This is a genomic window from Kordiimonas marina, from assembly GCF_023006325.1.
GTDB classification, from domain to species: Bacteria; Pseudomonadota; Alphaproteobacteria; order Sphingomonadales; family Kordiimonadaceae; genus Kordiimonas; species Kordiimonas marina.
In genome coordinates this window covers 1-24,673 of sequence record NZ_JAINDF010000009.1, presented here as the reverse complement: position 1 = coordinate 24,673, position 24,673 = coordinate 1, and the positions used below count along the sequence as shown (strand labels likewise).

The following is a 24,673-nucleotide window of genomic DNA, read 5'->3' as shown; positions in this document are numbered from 1 at the left end:
GGATTTCCTAGCTCCTACTTTTGCGATCTTTGCTTAAAATTGTAAATTGTACAAGCATTCATATAGTAGAGAATCCTGCGGAGTGGCGACATATAGGGAATGATTATACTTGAGAGGCTTGAGCGAAATCGAGCCCTCGATGGATTTAGGCCGAGATCTCTGCATAGGAATGGATCGTATGACCAATCATTGCTCAGGCACGAACTCACGTTTCGGGGGTACACAAAAAATATATCAAATGATATTATCGAGAGCTCTACTCGCAACGATTACTGATCGCGGTGTATGCACGTCTTGGTTATCAGGAAAGCCAATATAGCGATCTTTTATTGGAGCGAAACCTGCCTTCTTAAGCACTTCATTCCATTCTTCAACCGTGCGGTATGCGAAGGGTACTGGCATGGTGGTTCTCATGCTAAAGATGCGGTTCGCAATCCAATCGTATGCACCCATAATCTTGAGACGATCTTCCTTGCTCCACTGCATGAGGGCATCGTGTCGCTCTTGGCGCATTTCTGGGGGAATGGTGTCTGCATATGCGTCTTCAAGGAGTACGATGACTGAACCGCCCTTGAGCACCTTGTACAAGGACTCCAGGTATCTGACTTGCTGTTCGTATTCCATATGATGGAATACCCATGTTGCAACCACGGCGTCAGGCTGTTCTTTTTCGATGAACGATACGAAGTCTTCCTCTTGTACTACACAAAGACGAGCATCGTCAGGCGAGATATCTTCCCACTCAGAAGCTTCTATAATATCAAGACCTACGATTTCAGAGTTTATACCTCGGTCGACGAGAAGTTTTATGAGTGTCCCTCGGCCGCAGCCAAGATCAAGCACTTTCCCTCCCTTGGGCACTTCAGGAAGGATATATTTCTCAAAGAATGGTGGCACGAGCTCATCAAAAAAATGTCCGAGCTCAACGCGTGCCAGCTCTTCTTTATGCCTCGCGATGAAAGCATCGAGATCAAGATTGTCGATGTTGTCTAGGAATTCACTTAGCAGTGGTTCGGTAAAACCGAGATTGGTCATCGACACCCTGAAGTTTTTTACAACAAACTCTTTGAGATCTGAGCGTGACAACACATCACGCACTACGTCTTGATATTCCATATCTAGTTGTCTAACTCGCCGTTAAGAAACTTCTGTAGTCGTTCATTTGCAAGCGTGTCTGGTAGTTGTTTCGGCGGACGTTTGTTGAATAATGATGCTGCGGAATGAATTACTCCCCCCACGCTACGCTGCTTACCAACCATAGCCACTCGTAGCGCATCTACCAGAATGCCTGCAGAGTTATATGCGTCTTGTACCTGAATCATAAGATCGAGCCGTACAGATTTTCCTCCAAAGATTCGTCCTTCAATTCGTGTATATGCTTCTTTCTGGTTCTTAAGGAACGGAATGTAGTCTACGGCTGATACATGGGCTTCGATCGTGTCCCTATTTGGAAGTCCATCAATGACAGCTTCTGTCTTCGAACGGCGTTTCCCTCCCGTGTCGTAACGCTGATTACTGGTGAGGTTGCGGAAGTCCATATCACCTCCCCAATCGAGTTGGATGGTGCGGTCCACAATTGCATGCCGTATTGGGAAGAGGTTTGTAAGCGCGCGGTGTGTGATGGTTGCGCCAATCTGAGATTTAATATCATCCCCAATGATAGGCACTTTTTTGTCTTCCGCCTGTTTAATCAGTTCTTCGTTGTTCGCGATGGCCGCAGGCATACCATTTACGACAGCGCAGCCCGCTGCAATTGCTGCTCGCGCATAATACTCGGCTGCTTTTTGGGATCCTGTTGGAAGTAATATAATCAATACATCGATTTCGTATTTACGGAACACCTCTTCGAGATCAACTGGTTGCTGTGATTGATCTGTTGGCACGAATTCTCCGATCGCGCTGTCCAAGCCATCTAACACCTCACCCTTTAGCACTTGTCCTGTCTGTGAATCGGCGTTGTGCAGAAATTCCACACAGTTTGGGGCAACAAAAATGGATTCGCCAAGAGACTTGCCTACCTTGTCTTTGTGTACATCAAAGCCAACAACGAATTCGAGATTGGGAATAGTATATCCTCCGAGCTCTGGCATGACGCCAATTGGCTCGTCGTCTGTGTTCTTGTAGTATTCAACGCCTTGAATCAGAGCACTTGCACAGTTGCCTATACCGGCAATAGCTATCCGAATGTTTTTCATAAGTATTATTGTGCCATATTGTTATAACATCATTGTATTATAGCTGCCCCATAAGACAACCCCTTGCCTTGGCTGGCAAGAATAGCCAGTGGAACCTGAACGTACCCTATATGAGGGAGCGTTTAGTAGCTCTTTTGTGCACTGTTGGGTGACATACTGTTACTCTTCACGACACCGACTATATCTGTTGTGCGGCCAATGATTTTGCAGCCAGCGTTCGCCACAGGCATCTAGAAAGCGAAAACAAAGTGGAAGACCTATCCGGAGGTCGGCCGACCGCGCGGCCCCGCCGAGGGTATGGTATGATGAAAAGAATGAGTTTTCCGCAGAAACGCGCCATTTTGAACAGTTCGGCCATACTGTTCATATTCAGGTTTGATGTCAACTGTGTTTGTTTTGAGTGGTGGATATCATGACGACATCTCTTGTTTATGATGCTTGCGGCAATCGTAAATATCTCAACCTTTCAGAACGGCAAGCATTTCTGGAGGTTGCTGCATCGGCTGAACCGGAAGTCATGACCTTCTGTTCAGTATTGGCCTATACGGGAGCTCGTATCTCAGAAGTTCTGGCCCTTACACCTATGCGCATAGATTTTGAGGGGCAGGCCATTGTCTTCGAGTGTTTGAAAAAGCGTCAGAAAGGCCAGTACCGGCCTGTGCCAGTCCCGGAAGAGCTGCTGAAGGTGTTGGATAGGGTACACGGTATTAAAGATGCTCAACAAAGCGCCCCGGGCGTAAATCGACCTCTTTGGCCATGGTGCCGAACGACCGGCTGGTCCCGAGTGAAAGGTGTTATGGACCTAGCGGGTATCGAGGGCATCCACGCAAGCCCTAGGGGGCTGCGGCATAGTTTAGGAGTGTCTGCGATCCAGGCGGGTGTACCGCTCAATATGGTGCAGAAGTGGCTTGGCCACACGCACATGCATACCACCGCAATTTACACCAATGCGACGGGGCCGGAAGAACGACAATTTGCCAACCAGTTGTGGAGGGGGTTTGTTGAGGGGAAGGGCGATTAGCAAGATATATAATGCAATGAAGCTACTGCAGGTGGCATTAAATCAAAGCACGAGCCTCCATCGCATTTTTATTGATGGGCTCTCATTGCAACCGCCCCTTCGAATTAAGTGGCTTTATGGCATTCGTACACTTTCGTTAATCTATGATTGCAACAGTGGAACAAAACTTTCTCTTATTTGTTGATTTTTTTGCGTACTTAGACTATTTATAGTTGAGAAAACTCATCAAAATATTGCGTGGCGAGTTTCTCGATGAATGAGAAACATACATCTGGCCGGTGGATGCTGGTTGCCGTTATGACGCTTGCCGTCGTCCTTCTAGTCGGCGGTCTCTATCTTCTTGTCGCACTCTCACAGCGCCAAACCTATTTCGAGGCACGCAATTTCCGCGCACTTAATGACGTTGCTAAGCAATTGGATGCAAATCTCGAGCATCCCTACAATGCTGTGCAGTGCCTGGGTGATACGGCAGGAATACAGCAACTGCGAGCGACTTCTTTTTATCGGAATGCGGACTTCGGCGAGAAGACCGAAGGGAACTCGCAAAAAGTCAAGAACACGGAAGATGGTAAGTCAGAGGGTGCTGAGGGCAAGCCTGAAGATTCGGGTACAATAAGAAAAGAGGAGGACACAACAAAACTGACCGCAACATCTTCGGATTTCATTTGGGAAACTAAACGGCACAAGTGCGATAAAACACAGAAAGATGCGGGAGGCTCGCAGTCAGGGTCAGGGACGGGCAAAGCCCTCCAAATCACCATTCCCTTTCAAGACCTGATCGATCCGAGCCTTGCCCTTGATCAGTTTGAGGCCGTTGCGATTGCCCGAGAGGACGGCACCGTATTCTTCCAGTCGGGCAATGCATCGCTGGTCGATAGGGCGAAGGTGGGCTCACAGGGGAACTTGCGTTTCAGCCATCTGAAGTTCGAGAACCAGATGATCGGTTCACAAAGAGTATCGCTTGATGGACTGACACCGAAGACAAACGATATCGCACTTATGAGCGCCGCCGGAAATCTGGTTGTGCCGATCAATGTGGGCAGCATGAAATATCTGATCTTCGCCTTGCCATACCGTTTGAAAACCTCAGTTACCGAACCAGTCTGCAAACCAGAACGCAAACCGTGCCCTCCCATGTGGGGTAACACATGGACGATCGTCGGCATAGTGAAGGCCAGGGATTTCAATCGTACCCAATGGAAAGTCCGGCTGGGCTATAGCTATATCTTCTTGGGGGTGTTGCTGCTTGGCTTGTTCGCATGGCCCTACATCAAGTTACGCTTCCGAGGGCCTTCCGAGCCCTTCCGCATGGGCACGCTCTATATCCTTCTGACAAGCGGTCTACTCGGCAGCGGCTTGCTCTTACAGAGTGTTGTCGTGACCTTTCTGCATTTCCAAACCGAGGAAGGTTTCACCGACGCGGCCCAATCTATGGCTGGCAAGATTCGGGACCGGCTAGAAGATGAACTGGCCGTGTCGGCTTCCCTCAATGTGGCAACTCCTGGGGGCGGCACCCCGTATGCCGTCTATCTGAAACAACTGAAAGGCGAGGAAAATAAGAAGGCATGTGGCTCAGCGGATTCATGCTCGAAATTCGTTCCTATCAAACTTCTTCCGAACAAAGCAGGAAACGAGGCCTATTTGCAGCCTATTGATATTTTTGCCATTTCCCCAACGGGCAAACTTTGCGGCAACATTTTGTCCACCCGGATAAGGCAAGCTGTACCCGCAGGCTTAAACCTAGGCGGGCGGGAATATTTCCGGAAGATCGTTTATGGCGGCGCGTGGAGGCAGAAACCGACCACGAAAGATGTGGTCTATGTCGATGGTATCCGCTCCCTGACGACTAATGGACTTGAAACGGAAGTATCTCGCCCAGTTCACATAAAAGACGCCTGCAAACTTTGGGATAAAGATAGCAGGCCTGTTGTCCGCGATGTGGCAGTCGTCGCCATGGCGCTCTATCTGACAACGGTTGAAAAGGCAGTCCTGCCTGATGGGTTCCGCTTCATGGTTGTCAATCGTGAAACCGGGGACATCCTGTTCCATACCGACGACAATCGCCGTGACCGGGAGAACTTCTTCGCCGCTATGGAAGATGGACAGGACATGTCCGTTCTTCTGGATGCCAGGTCGGGGGGGGAGGGCAAGGCACGCTTCTTCTACGACGGATCGGAAAATGTAGGCTATGTCACACCCTTTACTGAGAAGTTCAAACATATCCCATTATCTGTCATCGTTTTTTATGATCTCGGGCGGGTTGACCTTCTGACCATTCAGACAGGCGCAATGGCATACTCCCTGTTTACTCTCTATGCAGTATGGATCCTGATCCTGGCACTATGCTGGCAGGCCCTGGCATATCTGTTGAAATTGGACCCCTGGGCGTTTCTCTGGCCTCGCAGCTTGCCGGTTTCTGACGCTGGCGTTTTACTGGGGTTGCTCGTCATTATGGCCGTATTCGTTGCCCATGCCTACATCGACAGGCTGGGGATTGATGCCTATGCCGCAAAGTGGTTAGTGGGGCTGGCCTTTCTTCCCATCACCCTGTTTGGTTGGCTCTGGTTGGCAGGCTACATCTGGAAACCCAACGGTTGTACGCGCGATACTGCGGCCCCTGCCGTTGCCCGCCGCTACTATTGGCGGAGCATCGTTCTTGTTCTTTGCTTCGTTGGTTTGCCCGGTCTGCTGATCTTTCACGACCTCTGGCTCTATCAGGTCGACCGCTATCAACATTATGTCAGCAAGACTTATGTAGGCGACCAAACCAGGCGGACGAGGGCCTTGTTTGACATGCTGGACAGTCAGTGTCTTCTTGCCAACGGAAAAGCGGAAGGTTTGGACTGCACTATCAACGAACCTAACACTGCAGACAGAACGACACAGCAGGGGAGGTTGGCGAGAGGCCTATTGCCGGTTGGGTCATATGGTCAGGAATTCGCGGCTTATCGTGGGCCTGCCGACTATGTGCGAAACAGCTTGTTTGACTATCAGGGGCAAGTGTTCCCTGCACTCAGTAATCTCGATCTACGGATTCGTGATATGGATCGTGTGTCCACTGGAGTGGTCCCCTGTTCCACCTCGCCTCAGACAGAAAACGATTGTAATTCTGTTTATGAAGATGGGTCGCTGAAGCCACGGCAATGGGTAATGATCCTTGTCATGGCTGTGCTCGTAATGGGTGTCCTCGGTTATTTCATTCAAGTTGTAGGCAAGTATTTGTTTGGAACATCCCTTGCGGGGGCGCCTCAGGACCTTCCACGCAAGGAGCATTTGCAGAACGATCCAGGACGGCATCATATGATGATCCGTGTGCCTGACCATCTCGATGAACCCAAATCAGACGGCCAAAAAACGCTTGAGAAGGCGATTCAGGAGGTTCTTAAGAAGCCCGGCGTGCGGAGGGTCTTTGAGGGCAAGATGGCGGAGATACCGGATGATCGGTGTCAAGATCTTGACCTATCCCTTGATACCGATAGCCTGAATGACTGGTTGCGTCAGTTTCCGCTTTGGCGTTGCGGGCACCCTGGCGGCTATTACTTCCGTATTACCGGGTTCGAGCCGCCGCTTGAGGATGAGACACGCCGCCAGCTTTTGCTTAAAATTCTGGAGACGCTAAGTCGTGACAATGACTTGATCTTGTTCCTAATCGTCACCGTTTCACCGCTCTACAAACTGACGCAGCCGGACAACTATGCCCGCCGCGTAGTTGAGCCTTCGACCGATCCGACCGCTGATGAAATTCACCGCTGGATACTGGTTCTGGAGCAGTTCCTGAAATATTACGGCAAGCCACCGGCCTTCGTCCCCCAACGGCTGAACCGGGGGTACAATCCAGATATTTTCATCGAGCGGGAATGCAACGCCTTCTTTGAGACAATAAGATTCTGTGAAGCTCTGAAGAAATGGCGGTCTTCGGATGATCCGTTAAATCCGATCACCGATCGGGCCATGATCACCAGTAAGATTAAGGACCTAGCCAGGGGATTCTATCGCCGGTTATGGGACGAATGCACCATTGCCGAGCGTGTTCTATTGCACTCCATGGCGACGGGCGACTGCGCTCACCCTATGCATCCCGCGACTGGACATTTGTTGCGCCGAGGTCTTATCCGGTTCGATCCGGTGCTGAGAATTGCCAATGACAGCTTCACACTGTTTATACGCGGCGCAGAAAGTCCGAAACGGATCAAGCTTTGGCGTCAGCAGATTTCGAGTTCGGCCTGGTTCTATGTGCGCATACCCCTCTTGATTACGCTTGCCATCGTTGCCTACTTCGTAACGTCCTATTATAGCGATGTGATGAACCTGCTGGTGGCAGGTATTCCTTCCACCGCAGCGGCGCTATCGTTCGTGATGCGTTTCTGGGGGCAGAAAAATCTGCCAAAGTGACCGATGTTTCCACCCTTGCAAAACCGACATTACCGCTAATCTACTATTACAACTCCTCAGTTTTTCCAAATGAAGTCCCCCTGAACAGTATGGCCGAACTGTTCAAGGGGATTCGACAGCCCTTTGGCAAAAGTGTTCAAGGGGATGACAATGAAGTGTCCACATGGACATCCAGCCGCTGAGCATGGCGGCGAGGCTTATCCCCCACCTAGAGGTCCTTTCGTTGATTCTTCCCTCCCTGGAAGAGCAGCGCGATAGGGCAAGCGTGCCCGGTCTTCCTTCCCAAAAGAAAGCCGGGCACGCATCCTTTTTGTTTTCCTGCTTCACATAAAACCCCGAGGAGTTTCTCGGGGCTTGAAAGTTATCTCTCTGGGTTTGCGAAGTGGAAATAGGTCAGGGCCAGGGATGTCGCTGAGAAATATGTCATGGCATCCGGCTCCGGGTCCCAGAGCCGGCGAGGAGGTGGGACCAGTGACTGCAGTTCTGGTGTTGTGTCCCCAATATGTTTAGCAATTGCGTGCTTGGTTCGAGCGCCGTGGCAGGCAAAGGCGTCGCGTATCTCTGCCCTTGAATAGCGATACAGTTTCATCTGGTTCATTCGGGCAATTTGGCCAAGGGCATTGTTCAGTTCGGCGGTTCGGGGGCGGCGCTCTGCTATTTCATCGGGGATATATTCCAGAACGAGTGCGTCTGGGCGGGATAGCTCGATGAGCTGTTTGAATTTGCGGACACATACTTTGTTCTTGTCTTTGGCGGCCCACTTAATCCCCCACTCCTGCAGAGTGCTTCCTTTATAGAGCGCATAGCCGAAGCCAATGCGACTGGGATACACAGCAAGAACAAGCTGCTCCCGGGCACGGGTTTTGATCATAAGGTAATTTGGTTATCTCGCGCGCATCAAAGCGCATCGATGATGGCGATCAGGCGGTCCTTCTTGCATTGAGGACAATCTTTGGTTTCCAGTTCTTTCAGGAGCGTGCGAGCACGTCTTTTAATGTGAGTGGCAACGTCGTCAAAGACGCCGGGAAATAGTTCATGGATGGGGGTACCGAAGATGATTTCGCATGCGAGGGCTGTTCGCAAATGCGGTGTCCTCTGAGCATGCTCATATCGTGAAATTTTAGCCCAACTAATTCCCCCCAGAAGATACGCGACCTCGGTTTGCAAGAATCCGTGGCGTTTGCGGTGGCTTCTAAGTGTTGTTGGTTTTCGATCCATGGAACTATGAAAGGCGATACCGGATACTTGGGGTACGGCATCCTGTATAAAATAAGGCGGGGAGAGCGGCCATTCTAGAGGGGGAAACGTGCCGGTTCCGGCACATTGGTAGCAGTGGGTCAGTCAGTCATTTTATAGCATGCTGCTGCGTGAGCTCAGGCGTTTGCTTGTGGAAAGGTACAGATGCTACGTGCCGGAACCGGCACGTTTCGTCTCCTACTTTGTTGTCGCAGGGTGCCGTAGACTGACGGGCATATCCGATAAAGCTATTCCCTATGTCCAAACAACAACTCTTTGAGCCACTAAATGCTGATCGCCTCGCCAGTATTCTTGATCTCACCATAAAGCACGACCGAACCAACAAGCTGGTTACGTTCATGTGTGCTTTGTCGGCATTCACAGAGGCCGATCAGTTCAATGTTTCCTACAATGCGCCTTCGTCGACCGGGAAAAGCTACATTCCCATCGAGATTGCTAAACTCTTCCCCGCCGATGATGTGATGCAGATAGGCTATTGTAGCCCGACGGCCTTTTTCCATGACGTGGGGGTGCCGGATAAAGCCAAGAAAGGGCGCGTGGTAGTCGACCTGTCGCGTAAGATACTGATCTTCCTTGATCAGCCCCACAATGAGCTTCTATCGCGCCTGAGGCCGCTTCTTTCCCATGATTCCAAGGCGATCAATATCAAGATCACGGATAAGAGCCAGAAGCAGGGGCTCCGGACGAAAGACGTGCTGCCGAAGGGCTTCCCGTCCGTCATCTTCTCAACGGCTGGCTTGAGAGTGGATGAGCAGGAAGCCACCCGCTTCTTCCTGCTGTCGCCGGAGGTACACCAGGACAAAATCCGCCAAAGCATTGGGGCAGCTATTGAGCGCGAGAGCGGTGGGGCGAAATATGAAGCCAAGGTGGAACGGGATGTAGGACGAGCTCAGCTCAAAGAGCGCCTGCAGATGATCAAGGACGCCCATATCACGGACATCCGTATCACTCCCAAGCTGCGATCGGAAATTCAGCGTGTGTTCCTTGATGATAAGCAGGTGCTGCGGCCGCGGTCTCAACGAGATATAAAGCGCTTCATTTCGCTTATGAAGGCGTTTGCGTTGCTGAACCTCTGGTGGCGGGACCGGGATGGTTCCACCATTACAGTTCATCCAGATGACTTTGCCGAGGCTTGTGCTTTATGGGAGGAATTGTCGGTAAGTCAGGAGCTCAATCTCCCGCCCTACATCTACTCCATCTATCGTGACGTGATCCTGTCGGCGTGGCGAGACAAGAACAAGGCTTATGGCGGTCGTGTCGTGGGGTTGACGCGAGGTGAGGTGCTATCAGAACATTTCCATGTCTACGGCCGCATGCTCGACGCCACACAGCTCAGGAAGCAGATCCTTCCCATGCTGGAAACAACCGGGCTTGTTATCGAAGAGCGCGACCCGCACAATCGCAGCAGGAAGTTTATCTTTCCTGCAGATCCGGAGGAAACTGGGGATAGTGGGAACCCGAGTGGGGTACCGGGCAATATCCCAAGTCAGGTTCGCAATTTAGATGATAGGGAGCTATGATTGGCGAGACCTCGGAAAAGCGAGGAAATGAGCCATTAAGCCATTCCAGCAGTGGTTTGAACCGACCCCATATCGATCCCAAAGATTATGTCCTGTCCGAAGAGGCAATCGAGGCGCTGACCGAACTGGCCATGCTCGTTCGCGAGATCAAGGTACAGCAGGCTTTGGAGCAAGCTGACGCCGCTATCCACCATGAAAACGAAACCTCGAATAGAAACCCATACTCTGCGAGCCGTGCGAGACGGCGAGTTTCGTGATCACTATCTTGTCTATGACCGGAAAAGTACCGACGAGGCGGACAACCAGAAAAACTCACTCGCCTACCAACGGGAAGAAAATCTTAAATTCGCTGAGCGAAGTGGTTTTGCTATTGCCCACATTTCCCTTTCAGGCTTTTGCACAGACGGCGTGATTGCCGAGCGACATTCTGGTTTCAAGGAAGACAACAATATCGCCGTAAACGGCGCCGGTATGGTGCAGTACCGCATTGCACGGCCCAAGTTTAAGCGGCTGATCCAGGTATTGAGCAAAGGCTATTTCAAGGGCGTCATCTGCCTCTCATGGGACCGTATCAGCCGTAACAAGGCGGACGATGCCATCATCGCCAAATTGATGCGTGCCGGCGTCGATATCCAGTTTGCCTATGCGCAATATGACAACTCCAGCGCGGGCGCGCTTCATATGGATATTGATGGCATGTTCGCAGCGCACCACTCCCGGGTGACTAGTGAAAAAGTGCGTCTGGCTCAATTCAATTTGCGGGAGCAGGGCATCTGCACGCACAAGGCACCAATCGGCTACCTCAACATTGGAAAGTCAAATGACAAGCCGTTTGATCCCGACCGCGCACCGATTATCCGCAAGATGTTTAAGCTGTATGCTAAGGGCAATGTAGGGATATCAGATTTGACGCGCTGGGCGCGGGAAGAGGGACTCACTACGCCTCCGATGCGTAGACGCCGGACAAAGGAACAGATGCTAAGTGAGGATGACGTGGCGCGCTCCCCGAAAGTGACTTTTCCTGTTTGTCGCGGAGCCGTGCAACGTATCCTCTCCAATCCATTCTATATCGGCAAAGTGCCTGACAATCGTGGGGGCTATGTGGATAGCAAGAGCCACAAGCCGCTGGTGAGCGACAGGCTGTTCTATCAGGTGCAGTCGATCCTTCATGGCAAGCGCCGGAACATTAGCCAGGGTAAAAAGGCAGAGATGCCTTTTAGGGGCATGATACGGTGCAGCCAGTGTGGACGCATGTATTCGCCTTACCAAACCAAGGGCATTCTGTACCTGATGGTTCACTGTGCGGAAGGCTGTACCAATAGCGTGAGAAATCACAGGCTGGAGGCCCTGGAGAAGCAGATTGGAGACGCTATAGAACGGCTTATTCCGTCTGACAGAGAATTGGCCGAATTGGATGCACGCACTTTGACTGAATACGCAGCCTTCAAGGAGCAACTCGAAGGGCACAAGCAGCAGAATGAACGCCGAAAACGCAAGCTGCGGGAAGATCTGGAATATCTTAAGGAAAACAAGCTCACGTTATTGAAGAATGGAGTCTATGAGGCTGCCAGCTTGGTGGCCGAGGAAGCGAGGTTGAATAACGAGCTACAGGGTATGGAGGACAAGATGCGGGGTGCAGAAGAGGGTATGGAGCCGGAATTTTTGAAAGATCTGGAGAAACTTTCCGAACTCCTAAAAAGCGCTCATTCCAGCTATATTTTGACGAATTCCTTCAAAAAAGCAGCGTTCGCCCAAATTGTGTTTTCCGAACTTTCGCTCTCGGGAAATACGTTGAATTTTAGCGCTCAAAATGGATTCAAAATGTTTGAAAGCCGTTTTGACTCAGAGGGCGGGGCCACAGAGCGGCGGTCCGAACTTTCACCCCCTGGAGAGCTTAAGAAAAGTATTGGGAAGGTCGAGCGCTGGCTAGAGAAATCCTAGTACCCCACCCCGGTTCCCGCTGTTGGGTGCATGGGGTTGTCCCCTCCTAGCGGTTGTTACTTGAGGTGGAGACAATGAGCGTATGTCACAATTTCGAGGAGTTTCATACATCGGCAACGCCAGCTCAAGGCATAGGAGGCGGCGGTTTGGAGTTGGGCAGCAAGATCGTCTATCTCATATGTATGTTATCGGGAAAACCGGGGCCGGGAAGACCACACTTCTAGAAAATCTATCGATGCAGGATATCCATGCGGGTAGAGGAGTCACGTTGCTTGATCCACATGGCGATCTTGCGGATCGCATGGCGAGGAGCATTCCGCTATCCCGTTCCGACGATTTCATCTACTTCAATGCTACAGACTTGGGGCAGCCGTATGGCTGTAATCCACTCAGGTTCGTGTCCGCTGAGAAACGCCCTCTCGTTGCTTCAGGGGTCATGGACGTGTTCAAGAAGCAGTGGAGTGGAAATAGCTGGGGGGTGAACATGGAGCATATTCTGCGGAATGCTCTGCTGGCGCTTCTCGATATACCTCACGCCACATTGGCGGATGTGTCGCGCCTGCTTGCGGACGAGCAATTTTGGGCCACCGTGATAGCTCAGATCGCAAACCCACAAGTGCGGGCATTCTGGGAACGGGATTTTGTCGCAAGTGGATTTAATCGTCCAAGTGCGCTTGGCCCTGTGCTGAACAAGGTTGGGGCTTTTCTGGCAGATCCAATGTTGTATAGGGTGCTTGTGGAGCCCAAGCAGCCATTGTCATTTCGCAAGATTATGGACGAGGGCAAGGTACTGATCGTTAATCTAGCGAAAGGCCAGGTTGGCGAAGATGCCTCTTCCCTTCTTGGTGGTCTTCTTGTCACGATGCTTACCAATGCTGCCTTCAGCCGCACGGACCAGCCAGAAACGGCACGGCGACCGTTCTTCATCTATGCAGACGAGTTTCAGAACTTCGCCACCGAAAGCTTTGCAAACGCGGTGTCTGAACTTCGCAAGATGAGGGTAGGGCTGGTTCTCGCCCACCAACACCTGCATCAGATACCGGAGAATATCCGACTGGCGGTGCTCGGTAATGTAGGCACGCTGATATCGTTCCGCGTCGGTGCTAAGGATGCCCCGTACTTAGCTCAGGAGTTTCATCCGGTGTTCTCAAAGGAGGATTTGGTCAACCTGCCCAACCATCATATCTCCCTGAAGCTAATGATCGACGGTGCTCCATCCCGTCCCTTCAGCGCTGAAACATTGCCACCAGGAGGCTTCAGGCGAGCAGCATAATTTCTTTCGGTAGTTATGTTACATCTTTTACGATAGTATTTCGCGCGAGGGCATTTCATATGAGGGGGGATAATCATGGATTTGCTGTTCAAGCGCTCGCAGACAACAGGCTCTATGGGGCGTGTTGCATTCAGGCTGTTTGGCAAGGCTGAGTTTAGCGAAGAGGAGGATGCTCTCATCGAGCGATATCGGTTTGATGAGGCTGTTCTTATTTATGCATTCCAGCCAGGTCTGATTAAACAATCCGCCGTGCGGGGCTTCGGCGTGTTCTTGATCGGGTGGTTGCTATTTTTCTTCATGTTTAAATCGGCATTGGGAAGCGCCACACTGGCGGTACTCGTCGGTGTCGGTTACGGCTTCTGGTATTTCCACCAGAACCGAGAGACTATCTATGTTCGTGACCTCATCCATGGCCGCTATTTTACCTGTGATAGCGTCGTTGACTTGGCCCGCAAGGAAGCGTGGTTGGAAACCATTTGTGCCTTTCTGCGTCAGGTGATGGAAAGCGCCAAACATTGGGATGGTGAGGTGCGCAATCCTATAGAGGCATTGCCCAAGGATGAAGCCCGGCAGGTCATCATTAAGGGTATCTGATGCCACTCCATGCTGGGGCTCGATTCCATGCGTTCGTCAACGGTCTTTTCCGCCCCAAGGAAGAGGGTGAGACATGGCGGCTCTATACGAAGGTCGAACGGCTACTTAATGAGAATGGGCTGGCTGACCAGGAGGGGCGGACAGCGCTTGCCACAAGGCTGGCCCTGGATGTTGCTGAGGCGTTCGGGCTGCCAGCCGAGCATTCTCAAGTACCACGTCTCGCCGCGCTTGTTTTGGAACTTTTGGACTACGAAGGTCTGTTCCAACTTCCCCGTGTCGACTGGGATGAGCGACATACCATTGCTGAGCATTTTGATCTCCGGGCGGAACTGAAGCGGCAACGCAGTCCTCTGGAGGATTTTGATGGTTCCTATGTCTGCATTCGGGACACACTGACACAGTGCCTCTATCCCCTCTATGACGCGCCGATGCCCAACAGCCGCGATGGCCTTTCCTTTACGGTGAGCTTGTTGGGAGGCCTTTCGAATGCTGGAGCGGTTCTTGAGGGCATGATCCTCGCGTTCTTTAGCAAGGAGGTGAAGGAGCGCGAGCTGTTTACAAGACTGCGGGAACAGCTCGATGACAACCTCATTCTGGCTTCCGGGGGTGATCCAAGTAATCCCAAGCACGCCAACAGGGCGGTGCGGATGCCGGAGCAATCGAAGATCAAAGATCCCGAAGAACTCTGCGACACCTATCTCGGTGGCACACCGCTCAGGCGCTTGCTCAACCAGGAACTCACGATCTCTATCTCCGACCAAACCCGGTTCGAGCATACCCACATTCTCGGTGGTACCGGCCACGGCAAGACGCAGCTTCTCCAGTACATGATCCACTATGACCTTATGGAGGCCGAGGAATACAAGCAGTCAGTGGTGGTGATTGATAGCCAAGGTGATCTGATACGGAAGCTCTCGCGCCTGAAGCTGTTGACTGGCCCACTTGCCGACCGGCTACTGATTATTGATCCGGCGGACATTGAGCACCCGCCTGCGCTCAACCTGTTTGATGCTGGCTTGGACCGGCTGGAGAGTTATACGCCGCACCAGCGGGAGTTGGCGTTCAATTCTCTCGTGGACATCTATGGCCGTTTCTTCGGTTCCCTCTTGGGGGCCGAGCTCACAGCCAAGCAGGGCTCTGTGTTCCGCTACATCGCCCGACTGATGCTCACCATCAAAGGTGCAACTATCCATACGATGATCGAGTTGATGGATAGCGTGAAACCGTTTGAGAAATACATTCAAAAGCTGGACCCCACCGCCAAGCGTTTCTTTGAGCATGAATTCTCCCGGTCTGGGTTCAATTCTACTCGGCAGCAGATTAAACAGCGGCTTTATACGATACTCTCCATCCCCACCTTCGACCGGCTGTTTTCCGCACCGAGGTCTAAGGTCAATTTCTTCGACGTGTTGAATGAGGGCTCAGTTGTGCTGGTGAGCACGGCCAAGGATCTTTTGAAGACTGATGGTGCAGCAATCTTCGGGCGGTTCATTCTGTCCCTCATTGAGCACGCCATCATGGAGCGTGCCACGCTCCAGGAAAATGAACGGACACCGACCTTCCTCTATGTTGATGAAGCACAAGACTATTTCGACGAGACCATTGAGGCGTTACTCATTCAGGGCCGCAAGCAGCACTTCGGCCTCATCATGGCACACCAAAATCTGGCGCAGACTTCCCCACGGTTGAATGCGGTGCTCGCTGCCAACACGACGATCAAATTTGCTGGTGGTATCAGTGACAAAGATGCTCGTGCTCTGGCGTCTGATATGCGAACGACGGCAAACATGCTGCTCTCTATGAAGAAGCGCTCAAGCCATACCGAGTTCGCGATATCCGTTCGGAACCAAACACCTTACGCCCTTAAGGTGGATATCCTGCTAGGATACCTCGAAGATATGGAGGCCAGGACCGCTGAGGAATTGGCTGAGCAGCGAGAGCGAAACTGGGGGCGGGTGTGCCATGTACCGGAAGTGACACCTCGTGGGCCACAACCGGAGTCTGTGCAGGAAGCGTGCTCAGTGGCGGAGCCCGCTACTGCAGCCCCCGTGTCGCTCGAGAAAGCGCAAGAAGCCCCTCCTTCGGGGCATCGCGCCCTCCAGGAGCGGATCGCCAATAAGGCCAAGAAACATGGCTTTGCTGCGAGAGTCGAATATTTGCTCCCTAACGATAAGCGTGTTGACGTAGCACTGTTCGGGCATGGGCTCAGGGTTGCTGTGGAGGTTTCGGTAACTAACCGTGAATCATATGAGCTATCCAATATCGAAAAGGCATTGGCGTACGGATTTGATGTGGTGTGGATGGTTGCACCAGAAATTGATCATCAAGAAAGGCTAAAGCAATTTGTACGGCGTAGGCTCCCTCCCTCAAAGTGGACGAGCGTGCTTTTCGCCGTCGTAGATGATGTGATTTCGTGGATTGGGAAGTATGCGGTACCTGAGCAATGCACCAAATATATTGCCGGGTACGAGGTAGAAGTATCGTTTGATGTTTCGCCAAATGCGAATGATCGTCGATGTCGACAGGAGCAGATAAAAAGCGTTCTTTTACGATAGAGGGCTTGGTATCCTTTGTATGCTCATGATATGTTCTTATTACGTTGGTCGTGCAAAATGAGTGCTGGAGCGTTGCCGAAGGGACGCGTGATCCTAATAGATAAGCTAAGCCAATAATAATATTTGATTTTTTTCGCCGTTGGGTTGATATTTCTCGAAAATGAACGAAAAATGTTCAAAGATGGGAGGTAGGGCATGCTCACTGGTGACCAAATAAGAATGGCTCGCAGTGCACTCAAATGGTCGGTGTCTGACCTTGCTGGGGCCGCAAAAGTCGGTATTTCCACAATCCATAGAATTGAAGCAGCACCAGGGCTTCCCAGAACATCCACACGCACAATGGCAGCTGTACAAGGGGCCTTTGAAAGGGCTGGCATACGCTTCAAGCGGCACAAAAACGAAGTGGGCGTGTTTAAAATTGAAGGTGTAAATCAACAATGACGAAACGGTCACCTTCAAAGAACAGCAATGCGACGGTCAAACCCACAGCTATAGATCTTTTTTGTGGGTCAGGAGCTGTAACCTTGGGATTAAAGCAGGCGGGATTTGATGTTCTGGCGTCGGTAGACATAGACCCGATAGCTGGAAAAACATATGAGCTCAATCATCCGGAGGTCGACTTTAAACTGAAAGACATTACTCAAGTGCGCCCAGAGAGGGATTTTCCGGATCTACCCAAGAGAATTGGCCTTCTCGCCGTTTGTGCACCTTGTCAGCCTTTTAGCAACCGAAACAAGAAGCGGTCTGACGAAGATGACCGAGTAGAGCTTGTCTTGGAGGCAGTTAAATTTGCCAGATATTTTCAGCCCAAAGCCATATTTTTTGAAAATGTTCCTGGAATTGAACGCCACTCAGTTTTTGCAGAATTAACAAGAAAACTCAGCAAATTAAGATATCATGTGGGTAAAGCTTACACAGTTGATGCTGCGGATCTTGGTGTACCTCAGCGTCGCCCGCGGATGGTTCTTGTTGCGGCGAAACGTAAGCAGCATCTGAAAAAGCTCACAGAGCTCGGCCCTGTGGCTATAGAGACAGTACGGGATGCTATCGGAGATCTAGTGAGTCCTGTCATCGGACAGAAAGCTGATCTGAAAGATCCATTACATTTTTCTCGCCGACATCATGCCATAACACTGGAACGTCTCAAGCATATTCCCAAAAATGGCGGAAGCCGTATTTCTCTCCCGGATCGTTTGGTTCTGGAATGTCACAAAGGACTAGCAGACAATCAATATCCTGATAGTTACGGGAGGATGTGTTGGGAAGATGTTGCGCCTACCCTCACCACAGGATGCACTGATCTTACGAAGGGCAGATATAGCCACCCAGTTGAGGACCGGGCTATTACTTTACGTGAAGCTGCTAGGCTTCAAACATTCCCTGACAGCTATAAATTTTCCGGGAATGCCTCTCAAGTCGCATGCCAAATCGGCAATGCCGTTCCTCCCAAAATGATGGCTAAAATCGCTGAGAGAATAGCTGCACTGATACAGTAGATTGTGAGAATTCTCTTGATGCAATGATAGGGACAGTCTACGCAACTTATTAATGCATGAGGAGCCTACGTGGCAAAACTTAAAGTCAGAGCACGAGCAGTAGATATGTTAGGGCGACAGCAGATAGCTGGCGTTCCGACAGCTCTGCATGAACTACTCAAAAATGCTCATGATGCCTATGCGGATAAAGTCCGTATCGATTATTTCCCTGACAAGAACCTGTTAGCTATACGCGATGATGGTTTTGGGATGACTCTGGATGACTACGAAAACCGCTGGCTTGCCCTTGGAACGGAAAGCAAACTGACCGCAAATGATTTGACCCGACCAGTGTGGACTGGCCCCAAGAATTTACCAAGGCGGGCGATTTTGGGGGCAAAGGGCATTGGCCGGTTAGCTATTGCTGCTATTGGTCCACAGGTGCTCATCATCTCCCGGGCTATACGGCCAGACGGAGCCCATAAAACGGTCCTGGGCTTTATAAACTGGACGATATTTGAACAGCCTGGCCTTGACCTGAATAACATAGATGTTCCGATACTTGAGCTGGATGAAAAGGTCCCGGCGCCCGAAGATTTAATGCTGGTCCGCGACTATTTCAAGAGCAGCATTGAGGGGTTGAAATCAGAGTTGTCTCAGCCCGCCTACCAACGGATTTTAAGGGAAATTGACCAGTACCAGGTGGATGTCTTTGATCTGATATCGAATCTTGAAGGCCCAGATTTATCGTCTGACACCGGTGGTACCTATTTCTTGATTCAACCGACTAATGTTGAATTGGATCTAGATCTGATGATCTCAAGCCAGCTTGGCTCTATATCTACTATTCAGAAATATTTGCTTGGTTTTAGTAATACCATGCGAAAGGGATCTAAAGCCGCTCCCGTAACGGCAGAGTTTTGGCACCACAGCGGAGGTGAGCCTAGGGAGTTGATCGGTCCTCACAGCTTCTTTACCCCGGACGAATTTGAAAAGGCCGACCACCATTTTGAAGGTGGTTTCGATGAAACCGGTGTATTTCGTGGGAAAGTAAGAATCTATGATGAGGTTGAGTATGAATATACCTTGTCGCCACCGCCGGAGTTTACTGGAACAACAAAATGCGGTCCTTTTAGAGTCAACATTGCCTACGTCCAAGGCCGCCTTGTTGAAAGTAGAATGGACGAGGAAGACTGGAAAGAAATTGTCTCAAAATTGGATGCTTTCGGAGGTGTGTATATATACCGGGATGGCGTTCGTATTTTGCCATATGGCAACAATGATTACGACTGGCTTCATATCGAGCATAGAAGAACGCTGTCTGCTAGGGATTGGTTCTTTTCATATCGACGAATGACAGGCTGTGTGGAAATTTCGGCTGCAGACAATGAACAGTTGAAAGAAAAAGCGGGGCGGGAAGGGTTTCGTGAGAACCTCGCTTATCGCCAGTTGAGGTCGCTTCTAGAGAATCTTTTGCAGCAACTAGCTATCGACTATTTTCGGGGCGATGACGCTAAAGTTTCAACCGTTCATCACGAATTGAGGACAGAAAGACAGCGCGCTGCGGAAATACGGAAGAAGCATGACGAAAGAACCAGAAAGAAAAGAAAAGACTTCAAAGAAGCAATCAGTGTTGTCAAGGAAGATCTGGATAATGGGCTTTTCCATGAAGTAGCCTCTGCCATAATAGAGCAGTTTAACGCTGCTCAAGGACGTATTCGAGCTATCAAGAATCCGCTTGAAGCCGGAAAGGAGGCTGTAGCCGTTGAGAATACGGCAAGAACCCAGGTGGAGGCTCTCACTAAGAAAATGGAAGTGCCTAAGCCGAGGGGGTTTCAGCCATCAAAAGTAGATAATAAGGCATACGTCCGCCTTGAAGCCGCGAAATCTGAGTTCATAGAGAACGTCCTCAAGCCGCTGGAGGCCACAATTGGTGAAGTGCTGGAAGAGTTGGTTGATCAAGGACTGGTGGAATTTTCCTCTACGGACCGATATTTAGCGCCCGTATATGAAAGGGCTGACGAAGCGCTTTCTGCCGCGAACAAATTGCGCAATCGTATTAGGGCATCCCTGGAAGGCCTCCAGGAAAAGACCAGAGAGAATGTTAATGGTATTGTGTTGGCTGTTAGTAAACAACTTGAGGAAGTCAAAGTCGATACACATAAGACGGTTCAGAACCTGGCAAATGAGGATGTTTTGGTCAGTGTTCGGAACACTTCCCTTGACCGAGTGCGGGCTATACATGAGGACGTCACTACAAGATTGGAAGACGTCTATCAACAACTTGAAGCGCTGGATCTAAGTGGCGACATCGAAACTAGCCACCTATCTGTTGTCGAGGCTTTAGAGGGCCATAATATCGAATTAATGGAGAAGCTCGAGAAATTCTCGGAGTGGGCGCAAGTGGGTATGGCGCTGGGCGTTGTACAGCATGAATTTAGCGGCCATTCGCGCAATCTATATCGCGGATTACAACGTTTAAAGCCTTGGGCTAAACAGAGTGAAGGCCTTACAGAGATATATAATGAGTTGGTTACAAGCTTTCAGCATCTGGAGAGCTATCTGCAGCTATTCCTTCCAATGGATCGACGGATGCAGCGGTCGGCTATTGATATTTCCGGTTATGACATCGAAAAATTTGTAAGAGCCATCTTTGGGGATCAACTGGCCGGGAATGATATTTCGTTGGTAATTACACCGGCATTCCAGAAATATAAAATTAACTCTTACCCATCCTGCATCCTCCCTGTTTTCGTTAATTTGGTGGACAACGCAATATATTGGCTAACGCGTTCTGATGCGGGGAAACGTACTATTGTCTTCGATGTGCGCAAGGATGACATCCGGGTAACTAACTCGGGACCAGGGATCGACGTTGCGGACGTTGAAGACATCTTTGAGTTTGGTTTTTCTACGAAGCCAAATGGGACAGGGATTGGCATGGCTGTTTCCAGGGAAATTTTGAATCAGATCGACATGAATATTTCACTGGAGAATGTGGGAGTACAGAACGCCCCCACCTTTGTGATCAGCAAACAATTATAAATCAAATATTGGGGGGATGTATGGCTGATCTAGAAGAAAAAATTGCAACAGAGTTCTTACGGACAGCCGTTATCATTGATGATAAAGCGGCAATGTCTTCTGTGGCTGAAGTGGTGGACGATCTACAGGAAGCCGGTATGGAGCTTGTGGACGAAGATGAACCTCTGGAAGTTATTCCTGTTGAGGGGGCTGGGCCACGCGATGTTACTGACGGCAACTTAGATGTCCAGGCCGTGGTCGGCGCATACTTAAAACTGGGTATTATGTGTGGGGTGTTTCAGCCTCCTGAAGATATTTCACCTGAGAAGCTGATTGAGGAAACGACCGACGCTGTCGTGAATGCGGATATTGTTATTTTGGATTGGTTTTTGAAGCCAAATGACGAGACGCTAATTCTTAAGTTATTGGAAAAAATATTCGAGTTAGACCAAGCGCAAAATGGTCGGCTAAGGTCAGTTATTATTTATACCGATAACCCTAAGCTGGCTGAATGCGTCAATGCAACTAAAGAGGCACTTGAGGCTTACGGGTTAGAGGATGAAGAAGGAGATCCTTATTCACTGATGGGAGACGGTGTTCGGGTCAAATTCTTCAACAAGCAAGGGTCTCTTGGGCCGGCACCAATAAGTGAAGCAGCCCTTCCTGCCGAAACTGTAAAGGAATTTGTTAAGCTGACACGGGGCCTAATGCCTACACTTGCGCTTAGTGCCGTCAATTCCCTCAGGAAAAATACACACCACCTTCTCTCTGTCTTTAAAAACTCGCTCGATCCCGCCCTCGTGGGGCATAGGCTTCTGCTTGACGACAGTGATGATGTGATGGGGTTCGGGTTTGATGTACTGACACAACAGCTTAGAGCCATTCTGGCGACTGATCGAATACACCATGCCTGTTTGTCAGAGGAACGCTTTACAGCTTGGTTTGATACTAAATATGGGACACTCGGTGAAGAGGGGGCTCTTAAGGGAGTAGTCCCTTTGGAACTTGTCCGTAAAGGCTTGAGCGAGGGCCTAGACGAAGTTCGGCAGAAGTATAACGCTAAACATAATGTGAGTAAGGGGATATTCCCGCGGCAGGCCCATAAACGGCTGTTTGATGAGGATACAGCAAAAGAAGAAAGCACGACCAATATTCTTGGGCGTTTATCAAAGTTGAGCCGAGAAGCTGATGGATTTCACAGTTTGCCCCAAGGTTGGCGCCCGACGCTGTCGATGGGGTCGGTCGTCAAATCCAGAGGGAACTATTATTTTTGTGCAATGCCGGTATGTGATGCCGTGCGCATTACGGGGAGTAGATATTTCCCCCTTTTGAGATTGGAAGCGTGTACGGGCGGAAATACAAATGCATTCCGCATATACCTGAAAGATGGCGACGAAAGTCTGAAGTTAAAATTGAGTGTTGGAGCAGAGCATAATCAATACGAAAAATTTCTGGCCAATCCAAAACATCAACGAGTGTTGGGAGTCCTTAAGAAAGAAACTGGCCAATATGTTTTTAGAACAACGGATGATGCTGAGTATATTTGGATTGCCGATGTCGACCCTATGCATGCCCACCGTATCGCGGCCGAAGCAAATACAAAGTTAACTCGTATTGGCGTAGACGAATTTGAATGGTTGCGACGCGGATTTTAATCTCGCGGCCAAATTGATATGACTAACGCATGGACACTTTTGATCGTATCGTCACAACGTTATTCCGGTAACGATGGATACGAGAATGTTCCTTCCGAACGTTATGTTTTTGACAATTTCGTTCAGAACCATAAGGCCATTAGCGCGGATGATATAGTCGTCATTCGGGAAGACGATGACATCAGCGGCGTATCCATTGTAGACCGAAAAGAAGAGCAGGACGATTTCAAGCCGCTAAAATCGTGTCCTGAATGTGGCTCACGAAAGATTAGAGATCGAAAAAAGGCCTCTCCCAAATGGGCCTGTGAGAACAAGCATTTCTTTGCTGAACCACACGTCGACCACCGACCAGTAAAAAAATATACAGTCTACTATAAAAGTAATTTTCAGAAGCTAGACAACCCTGTGGCCTGGCAGCTCTTGAATCCATATTTCTCAAACACCTCAACACAGCAATCAATCCGCAAAATTAACCTGTCAGCTCTGCTGCAGTCTAAGGATGACAAGCTTCGTGGCCTGGTGTCTGCGATCCGCATCATCCTGGATAATCGTCAACATGTCATGGATTTGGGAGAAGACGGCGATCTGAGTTTCGCTGAAGACCAAGACGAATACGGAGTGCCTACAATTGCAGCCAGCTCTTGGACGGGCCAACGGTCAGTTCAGGAAGTAGCGAAGAAATTAACTGTCCTGGGTCCGGCTGCTTTGGAGCAACTGGCCGCTTGGGTGCATTACTATGAACACGAACGCAATGACCCCAATCCGCCTGACGGCATGCCAGAGAACTTGCTGGAACAATTAAAGGCCTTGCACAACGAACTGGGCGAATTAATCAATTTGGGACAGGTGAGGCCTGAAGCTATAACGGCCAAGCGATTACAAAGCTTTACGGAAACGGCCAAAGAGGCTCTGCGCCCAACTATCAAACATGGCCAACTTATGATTGCGGGCGTTAGCCTGTATGGTGTGCGTATGCTGGGCGGCCTTGCATGTTTGCAGATAATGGAATCTATTACTGGCAACACAATCGAGATAAACTCAGGTCCAGGAGCAACACTTTTTGCTGCGGGTGTTGCGGCTGCTACAATTAATGTGACGAAGAAAGAAAAGAAGAGCTAGCACATACAATGAAATGGGTATTTTGCCCCGAAAGAGAAGGTTTTGGCGGATCGACTTTCTAAGGAACATCGAAGCTGGAATATGTCGCGGGTTCGATGTGAAAATACGAAACCAGAAAAAATGTTGCGTTCGATGCTGCATCGAACTGGCTACAGATTCCGCGTCAATGTAGCAGGGATTCCGGGCAAGCCTGATATCGTCCTAAAAAAATATCGAACTGTAATCTTTGTAGATGGGTGTTTTTGGCATCGCCATGAAGGTTGTAAGAAGGCCTCCATGCCTAAGACGCGTCGGTCATTTTGGGAGAACAAGTTTCAGGAGAATATTGAGCGAGACCTCCGTCAGACCAAGCAACTGCAAGAGCATGGATGGAATGTCATCCGAATTTGGGAGTGTGAACTCGAGAAGTCTCCAGATCTGTCCTTGGAAGCCGTTGTAAAGAAAATACAAGAGGTTATTTGAATTATTTAGACGTAGTATGAAGGTCTCTGGCTGTGAGTTGTACGTAAGGCGAAAGGATACCAATATTGTGGTATTCCAAGTGAAGCCCAAATCGAGCCCCCGCAACCATTAAAAGCCCCTGTCACCTCGTGTGGCAGGGGCTTTTAACTTGTTGCGAGGGGACGGTGAATGAAGCTGTGTTCGGCCGCAG

Annotated in this window: 17 protein-coding genes; 14 read left to right on the top strand and 3 right to left on the bottom strand. The window is 50.1% G+C overall.

Annotated elements, in window-relative coordinates:
- Nucleotides 1–234: 234 nt before the first annotated feature.
- Nucleotides 235–1,116, bottom strand: coding sequence for a class I SAM-dependent methyltransferase (locus tag K6118_RS16785; RefSeq protein ID WP_247121653.1), 882 nt, complete (start codon nucleotides 1,114–1,116; stop codon nucleotides 235–237).
- 2 nt (nucleotides 1,117–1,118) lie between these two features.
- The gene (locus K6118_RS16780) at nucleotides 1,119–2,195 is read right to left on the bottom strand and encodes an inositol-3-phosphate synthase (protein WP_247121652.1); all 1,077 of its coding nucleotides are present in this window, start codon (nucleotides 2,193–2,195) and stop codon (nucleotides 1,119–1,121) included.
- 412 nt (nucleotides 2,196–2,607) lie between these two features.
- On the opposite strand from K6118_RS16780, the gene K6118_RS16775 reads away from it, so the two are divergent.
- Nucleotides 2,608–3,216: a tyrosine-type recombinase/integrase gene (locus tag K6118_RS16775; RefSeq protein WP_247121650.1), complete on the top strand. Its 609-nt coding sequence runs from the start codon at nucleotides 2,608–2,610 to the stop codon at nucleotides 3,214–3,216.
- Between the two features lie 252 nt (nucleotides 3,217–3,468).
- Complete coding sequence (locus K6118_RS16770) at nucleotides 3,469–7,608, top strand: hypothetical protein (protein WP_247121648.1); 4,140 nt, start codon at nucleotides 3,469–3,471, stop codon at nucleotides 7,606–7,608.
- A 361-nt stretch (nucleotides 7,609–7,969) separates the two neighbouring features.
- Here the strand turns inward: K6118_RS16770 and K6118_RS16765 are convergent, their stop codons facing one another.
- Nucleotides 7,970–8,479 carry a hypothetical protein gene (locus K6118_RS16765; RefSeq protein ID WP_247121647.1) on the bottom strand — a complete coding sequence of 170 codons (510 nt, stop codon included), beginning with the start codon at nucleotides 8,477–8,479 and terminating at the stop codon, nucleotides 7,970–7,972.
- A 622-nt stretch (nucleotides 8,480–9,101) separates the two neighbouring features.
- Between K6118_RS16765 and K6118_RS16760 the strand changes: the two genes are divergently transcribed.
- From K6118_RS16760 to K6118_RS16705, 12 genes are all read left to right on the top strand, one after another.
- Nucleotides 9,102–10,385 (top strand): hypothetical protein, encoded by a 1,284-nt coding sequence (locus tag K6118_RS16760; protein ID WP_247121646.1) that lies wholly within the window; start codon nucleotides 9,102–9,104, stop codon nucleotides 10,383–10,385.
- Complete coding sequence (locus K6118_RS16755) at nucleotides 10,382–10,642, top strand: hypothetical protein (protein WP_247121645.1); 261 nt, start codon at nucleotides 10,382–10,384, stop codon at nucleotides 10,640–10,642. Before K6118_RS16760 ends, K6118_RS16755 begins: the two co-directional genes overlap by 4 nt.
- Nucleotides 10,578–12,326, top strand: a complete 1,749-nt coding sequence (locus tag K6118_RS16750) for a recombinase family protein (protein ID WP_247121643.1) — start codon at nucleotides 10,578–10,580, stop codon at nucleotides 12,324–12,326. The genes K6118_RS16755 and K6118_RS16750 overlap by 65 nt, the downstream gene beginning before the upstream one ends.
- Before the next feature lie 235 nt (nucleotides 12,327–12,561).
- Entirely contained in the window at nucleotides 12,562–13,599 is a 1,038-nt protein-coding gene (locus tag K6118_RS16745; protein WP_247121642.1) for a type IV secretory system conjugative DNA transfer family protein, read from the top strand.
- A gap of 75 nt (nucleotides 13,600–13,674) precedes the next feature.
- The gene (locus K6118_RS16740; RefSeq protein WP_247121641.1) at nucleotides 13,675–14,193 is read left to right on the top strand and encodes a hypothetical protein; all 519 of its coding nucleotides are present in this window, start codon (nucleotides 13,675–13,677) and stop codon (nucleotides 14,191–14,193) included.
- Nucleotides 14,193–16,748: a type IV secretory system conjugative DNA transfer family protein gene (locus K6118_RS16735; protein ID WP_247121640.1), complete on the top strand. Its 2,556-nt coding sequence runs from the start codon at nucleotides 14,193–14,195 to the stop codon at nucleotides 16,746–16,748. Before K6118_RS16740 ends, K6118_RS16735 begins: the two co-directional genes overlap by 1 nt.
- 195 nt (nucleotides 16,749–16,943) lie before the next feature.
- Entirely contained in the window at nucleotides 16,944–17,189 is a 246-nt protein-coding gene (locus tag K6118_RS16730) for a helix-turn-helix domain-containing protein (RefSeq protein WP_247121639.1), read from the top strand.
- The gene (locus K6118_RS16725; protein ID WP_247121638.1) at nucleotides 17,186–18,244 is read left to right on the top strand and encodes a DNA cytosine methyltransferase; all 1,059 of its coding nucleotides are present in this window, start codon (nucleotides 17,186–17,188) and stop codon (nucleotides 18,242–18,244) included. The genes K6118_RS16730 and K6118_RS16725 overlap by 4 nt, the downstream gene beginning before the upstream one ends.
- A gap of 69 nt (nucleotides 18,245–18,313) precedes the next feature.
- The gene (locus K6118_RS16720; protein ID WP_247121637.1) at nucleotides 18,314–21,268 is read left to right on the top strand and encodes an ATP-binding protein; all 2,955 of its coding nucleotides are present in this window, start codon (nucleotides 18,314–18,316) and stop codon (nucleotides 21,266–21,268) included.
- 20 nt (nucleotides 21,269–21,288) lie between these two features.
- A complete protein-coding gene (locus K6118_RS16715) occupies nucleotides 21,289–22,902 on the top strand; it encodes a response regulator receiver domain (RefSeq protein WP_247121636.1) in 1,614 nt (537 codons plus the stop codon).
- Between the two features lie 18 nt (nucleotides 22,903–22,920).
- A complete protein-coding gene (locus K6118_RS16710; RefSeq protein ID WP_247121634.1) occupies nucleotides 22,921–24,021 on the top strand; it encodes a hypothetical protein in 1,101 nt (366 codons plus the stop codon).
- Nucleotides 24,022–24,063: 42 nt separating this feature from the next.
- Nucleotides 24,064–24,483, top strand: coding sequence for a very short patch repair endonuclease (locus K6118_RS16705; protein ID WP_247121633.1), 420 nt, complete (start codon nucleotides 24,064–24,066; stop codon nucleotides 24,481–24,483).
- The last annotated feature ends 190 nt before the right edge of the window (nucleotides 24,484–24,673 follow it).

What these genes read in the sequence shown, in the direction of transcription:
- K6118_RS16785 (WP_247121653.1), bottom strand. Translation starts at nt 1,116, where the DNA reads ATGGAATATCAAGACGTAGTGCGTGATGTGTTGTCACGCTCAGATCTC.
- K6118_RS16780 (WP_247121652.1), bottom strand. Translation starts at nt 2,195, where the DNA reads ATGAAAAACATTCGGATAGCTATTGCCGGTATAGGCAACTGTGCAAGT.
- K6118_RS16775 (WP_247121650.1), top strand. Translation starts at nt 2,608, where the DNA reads ATGACGACATCTCTTGTTTATGATGCTTGCGGCAATCGTAAATATCTC.
- K6118_RS16770 (WP_247121648.1), top strand. Translation starts at nt 3,469, where the DNA reads ATGAATGAGAAACATACATCTGGCCGGTGGATGCTGGTTGCCGTTATG.
- K6118_RS16765 (WP_247121647.1), bottom strand. Translation starts at nt 8,479, where the DNA reads ATGATCAAAACCCGTGCCCGGGAGCAGCTTGTTCTTGCTGTGTATCCC.
- K6118_RS16760 (WP_247121646.1), top strand. Translation starts at nt 9,102, where the DNA reads ATGTCCAAACAACAACTCTTTGAGCCACTAAATGCTGATCGCCTCGCC.
- K6118_RS16755 (WP_247121645.1), top strand. Translation starts at nt 10,382, where the DNA reads ATGATTGGCGAGACCTCGGAAAAGCGAGGAAATGAGCCATTAAGCCAT.
- K6118_RS16750 (WP_247121643.1), top strand. Translation starts at nt 10,578, where the DNA reads ATGAAAACGAAACCTCGAATAGAAACCCATACTCTGCGAGCCGTGCGA.
- K6118_RS16745 (WP_247121642.1), top strand. Translation starts at nt 12,562, where the DNA reads ATGCAGGATATCCATGCGGGTAGAGGAGTCACGTTGCTTGATCCACAT.
- K6118_RS16740 (WP_247121641.1), top strand. Translation starts at nt 13,675, where the DNA reads ATGGATTTGCTGTTCAAGCGCTCGCAGACAACAGGCTCTATGGGGCGT.
- K6118_RS16735 (WP_247121640.1), top strand. Translation starts at nt 14,193, where the DNA reads ATGCCACTCCATGCTGGGGCTCGATTCCATGCGTTCGTCAACGGTCTT.
- K6118_RS16730 (WP_247121639.1), top strand. Translation starts at nt 16,944, where the DNA reads ATGCTCACTGGTGACCAAATAAGAATGGCTCGCAGTGCACTCAAATGG.
- K6118_RS16725 (WP_247121638.1), top strand. Translation starts at nt 17,186, where the DNA reads ATGACGAAACGGTCACCTTCAAAGAACAGCAATGCGACGGTCAAACCC.
- K6118_RS16715 (WP_247121636.1), top strand. Translation starts at nt 21,289, where the DNA reads ATGGCTGATCTAGAAGAAAAAATTGCAACAGAGTTCTTACGGACAGCC.
- K6118_RS16710 (WP_247121634.1), top strand. Translation starts at nt 22,921, where the DNA reads ATGACTAACGCATGGACACTTTTGATCGTATCGTCACAACGTTATTCC.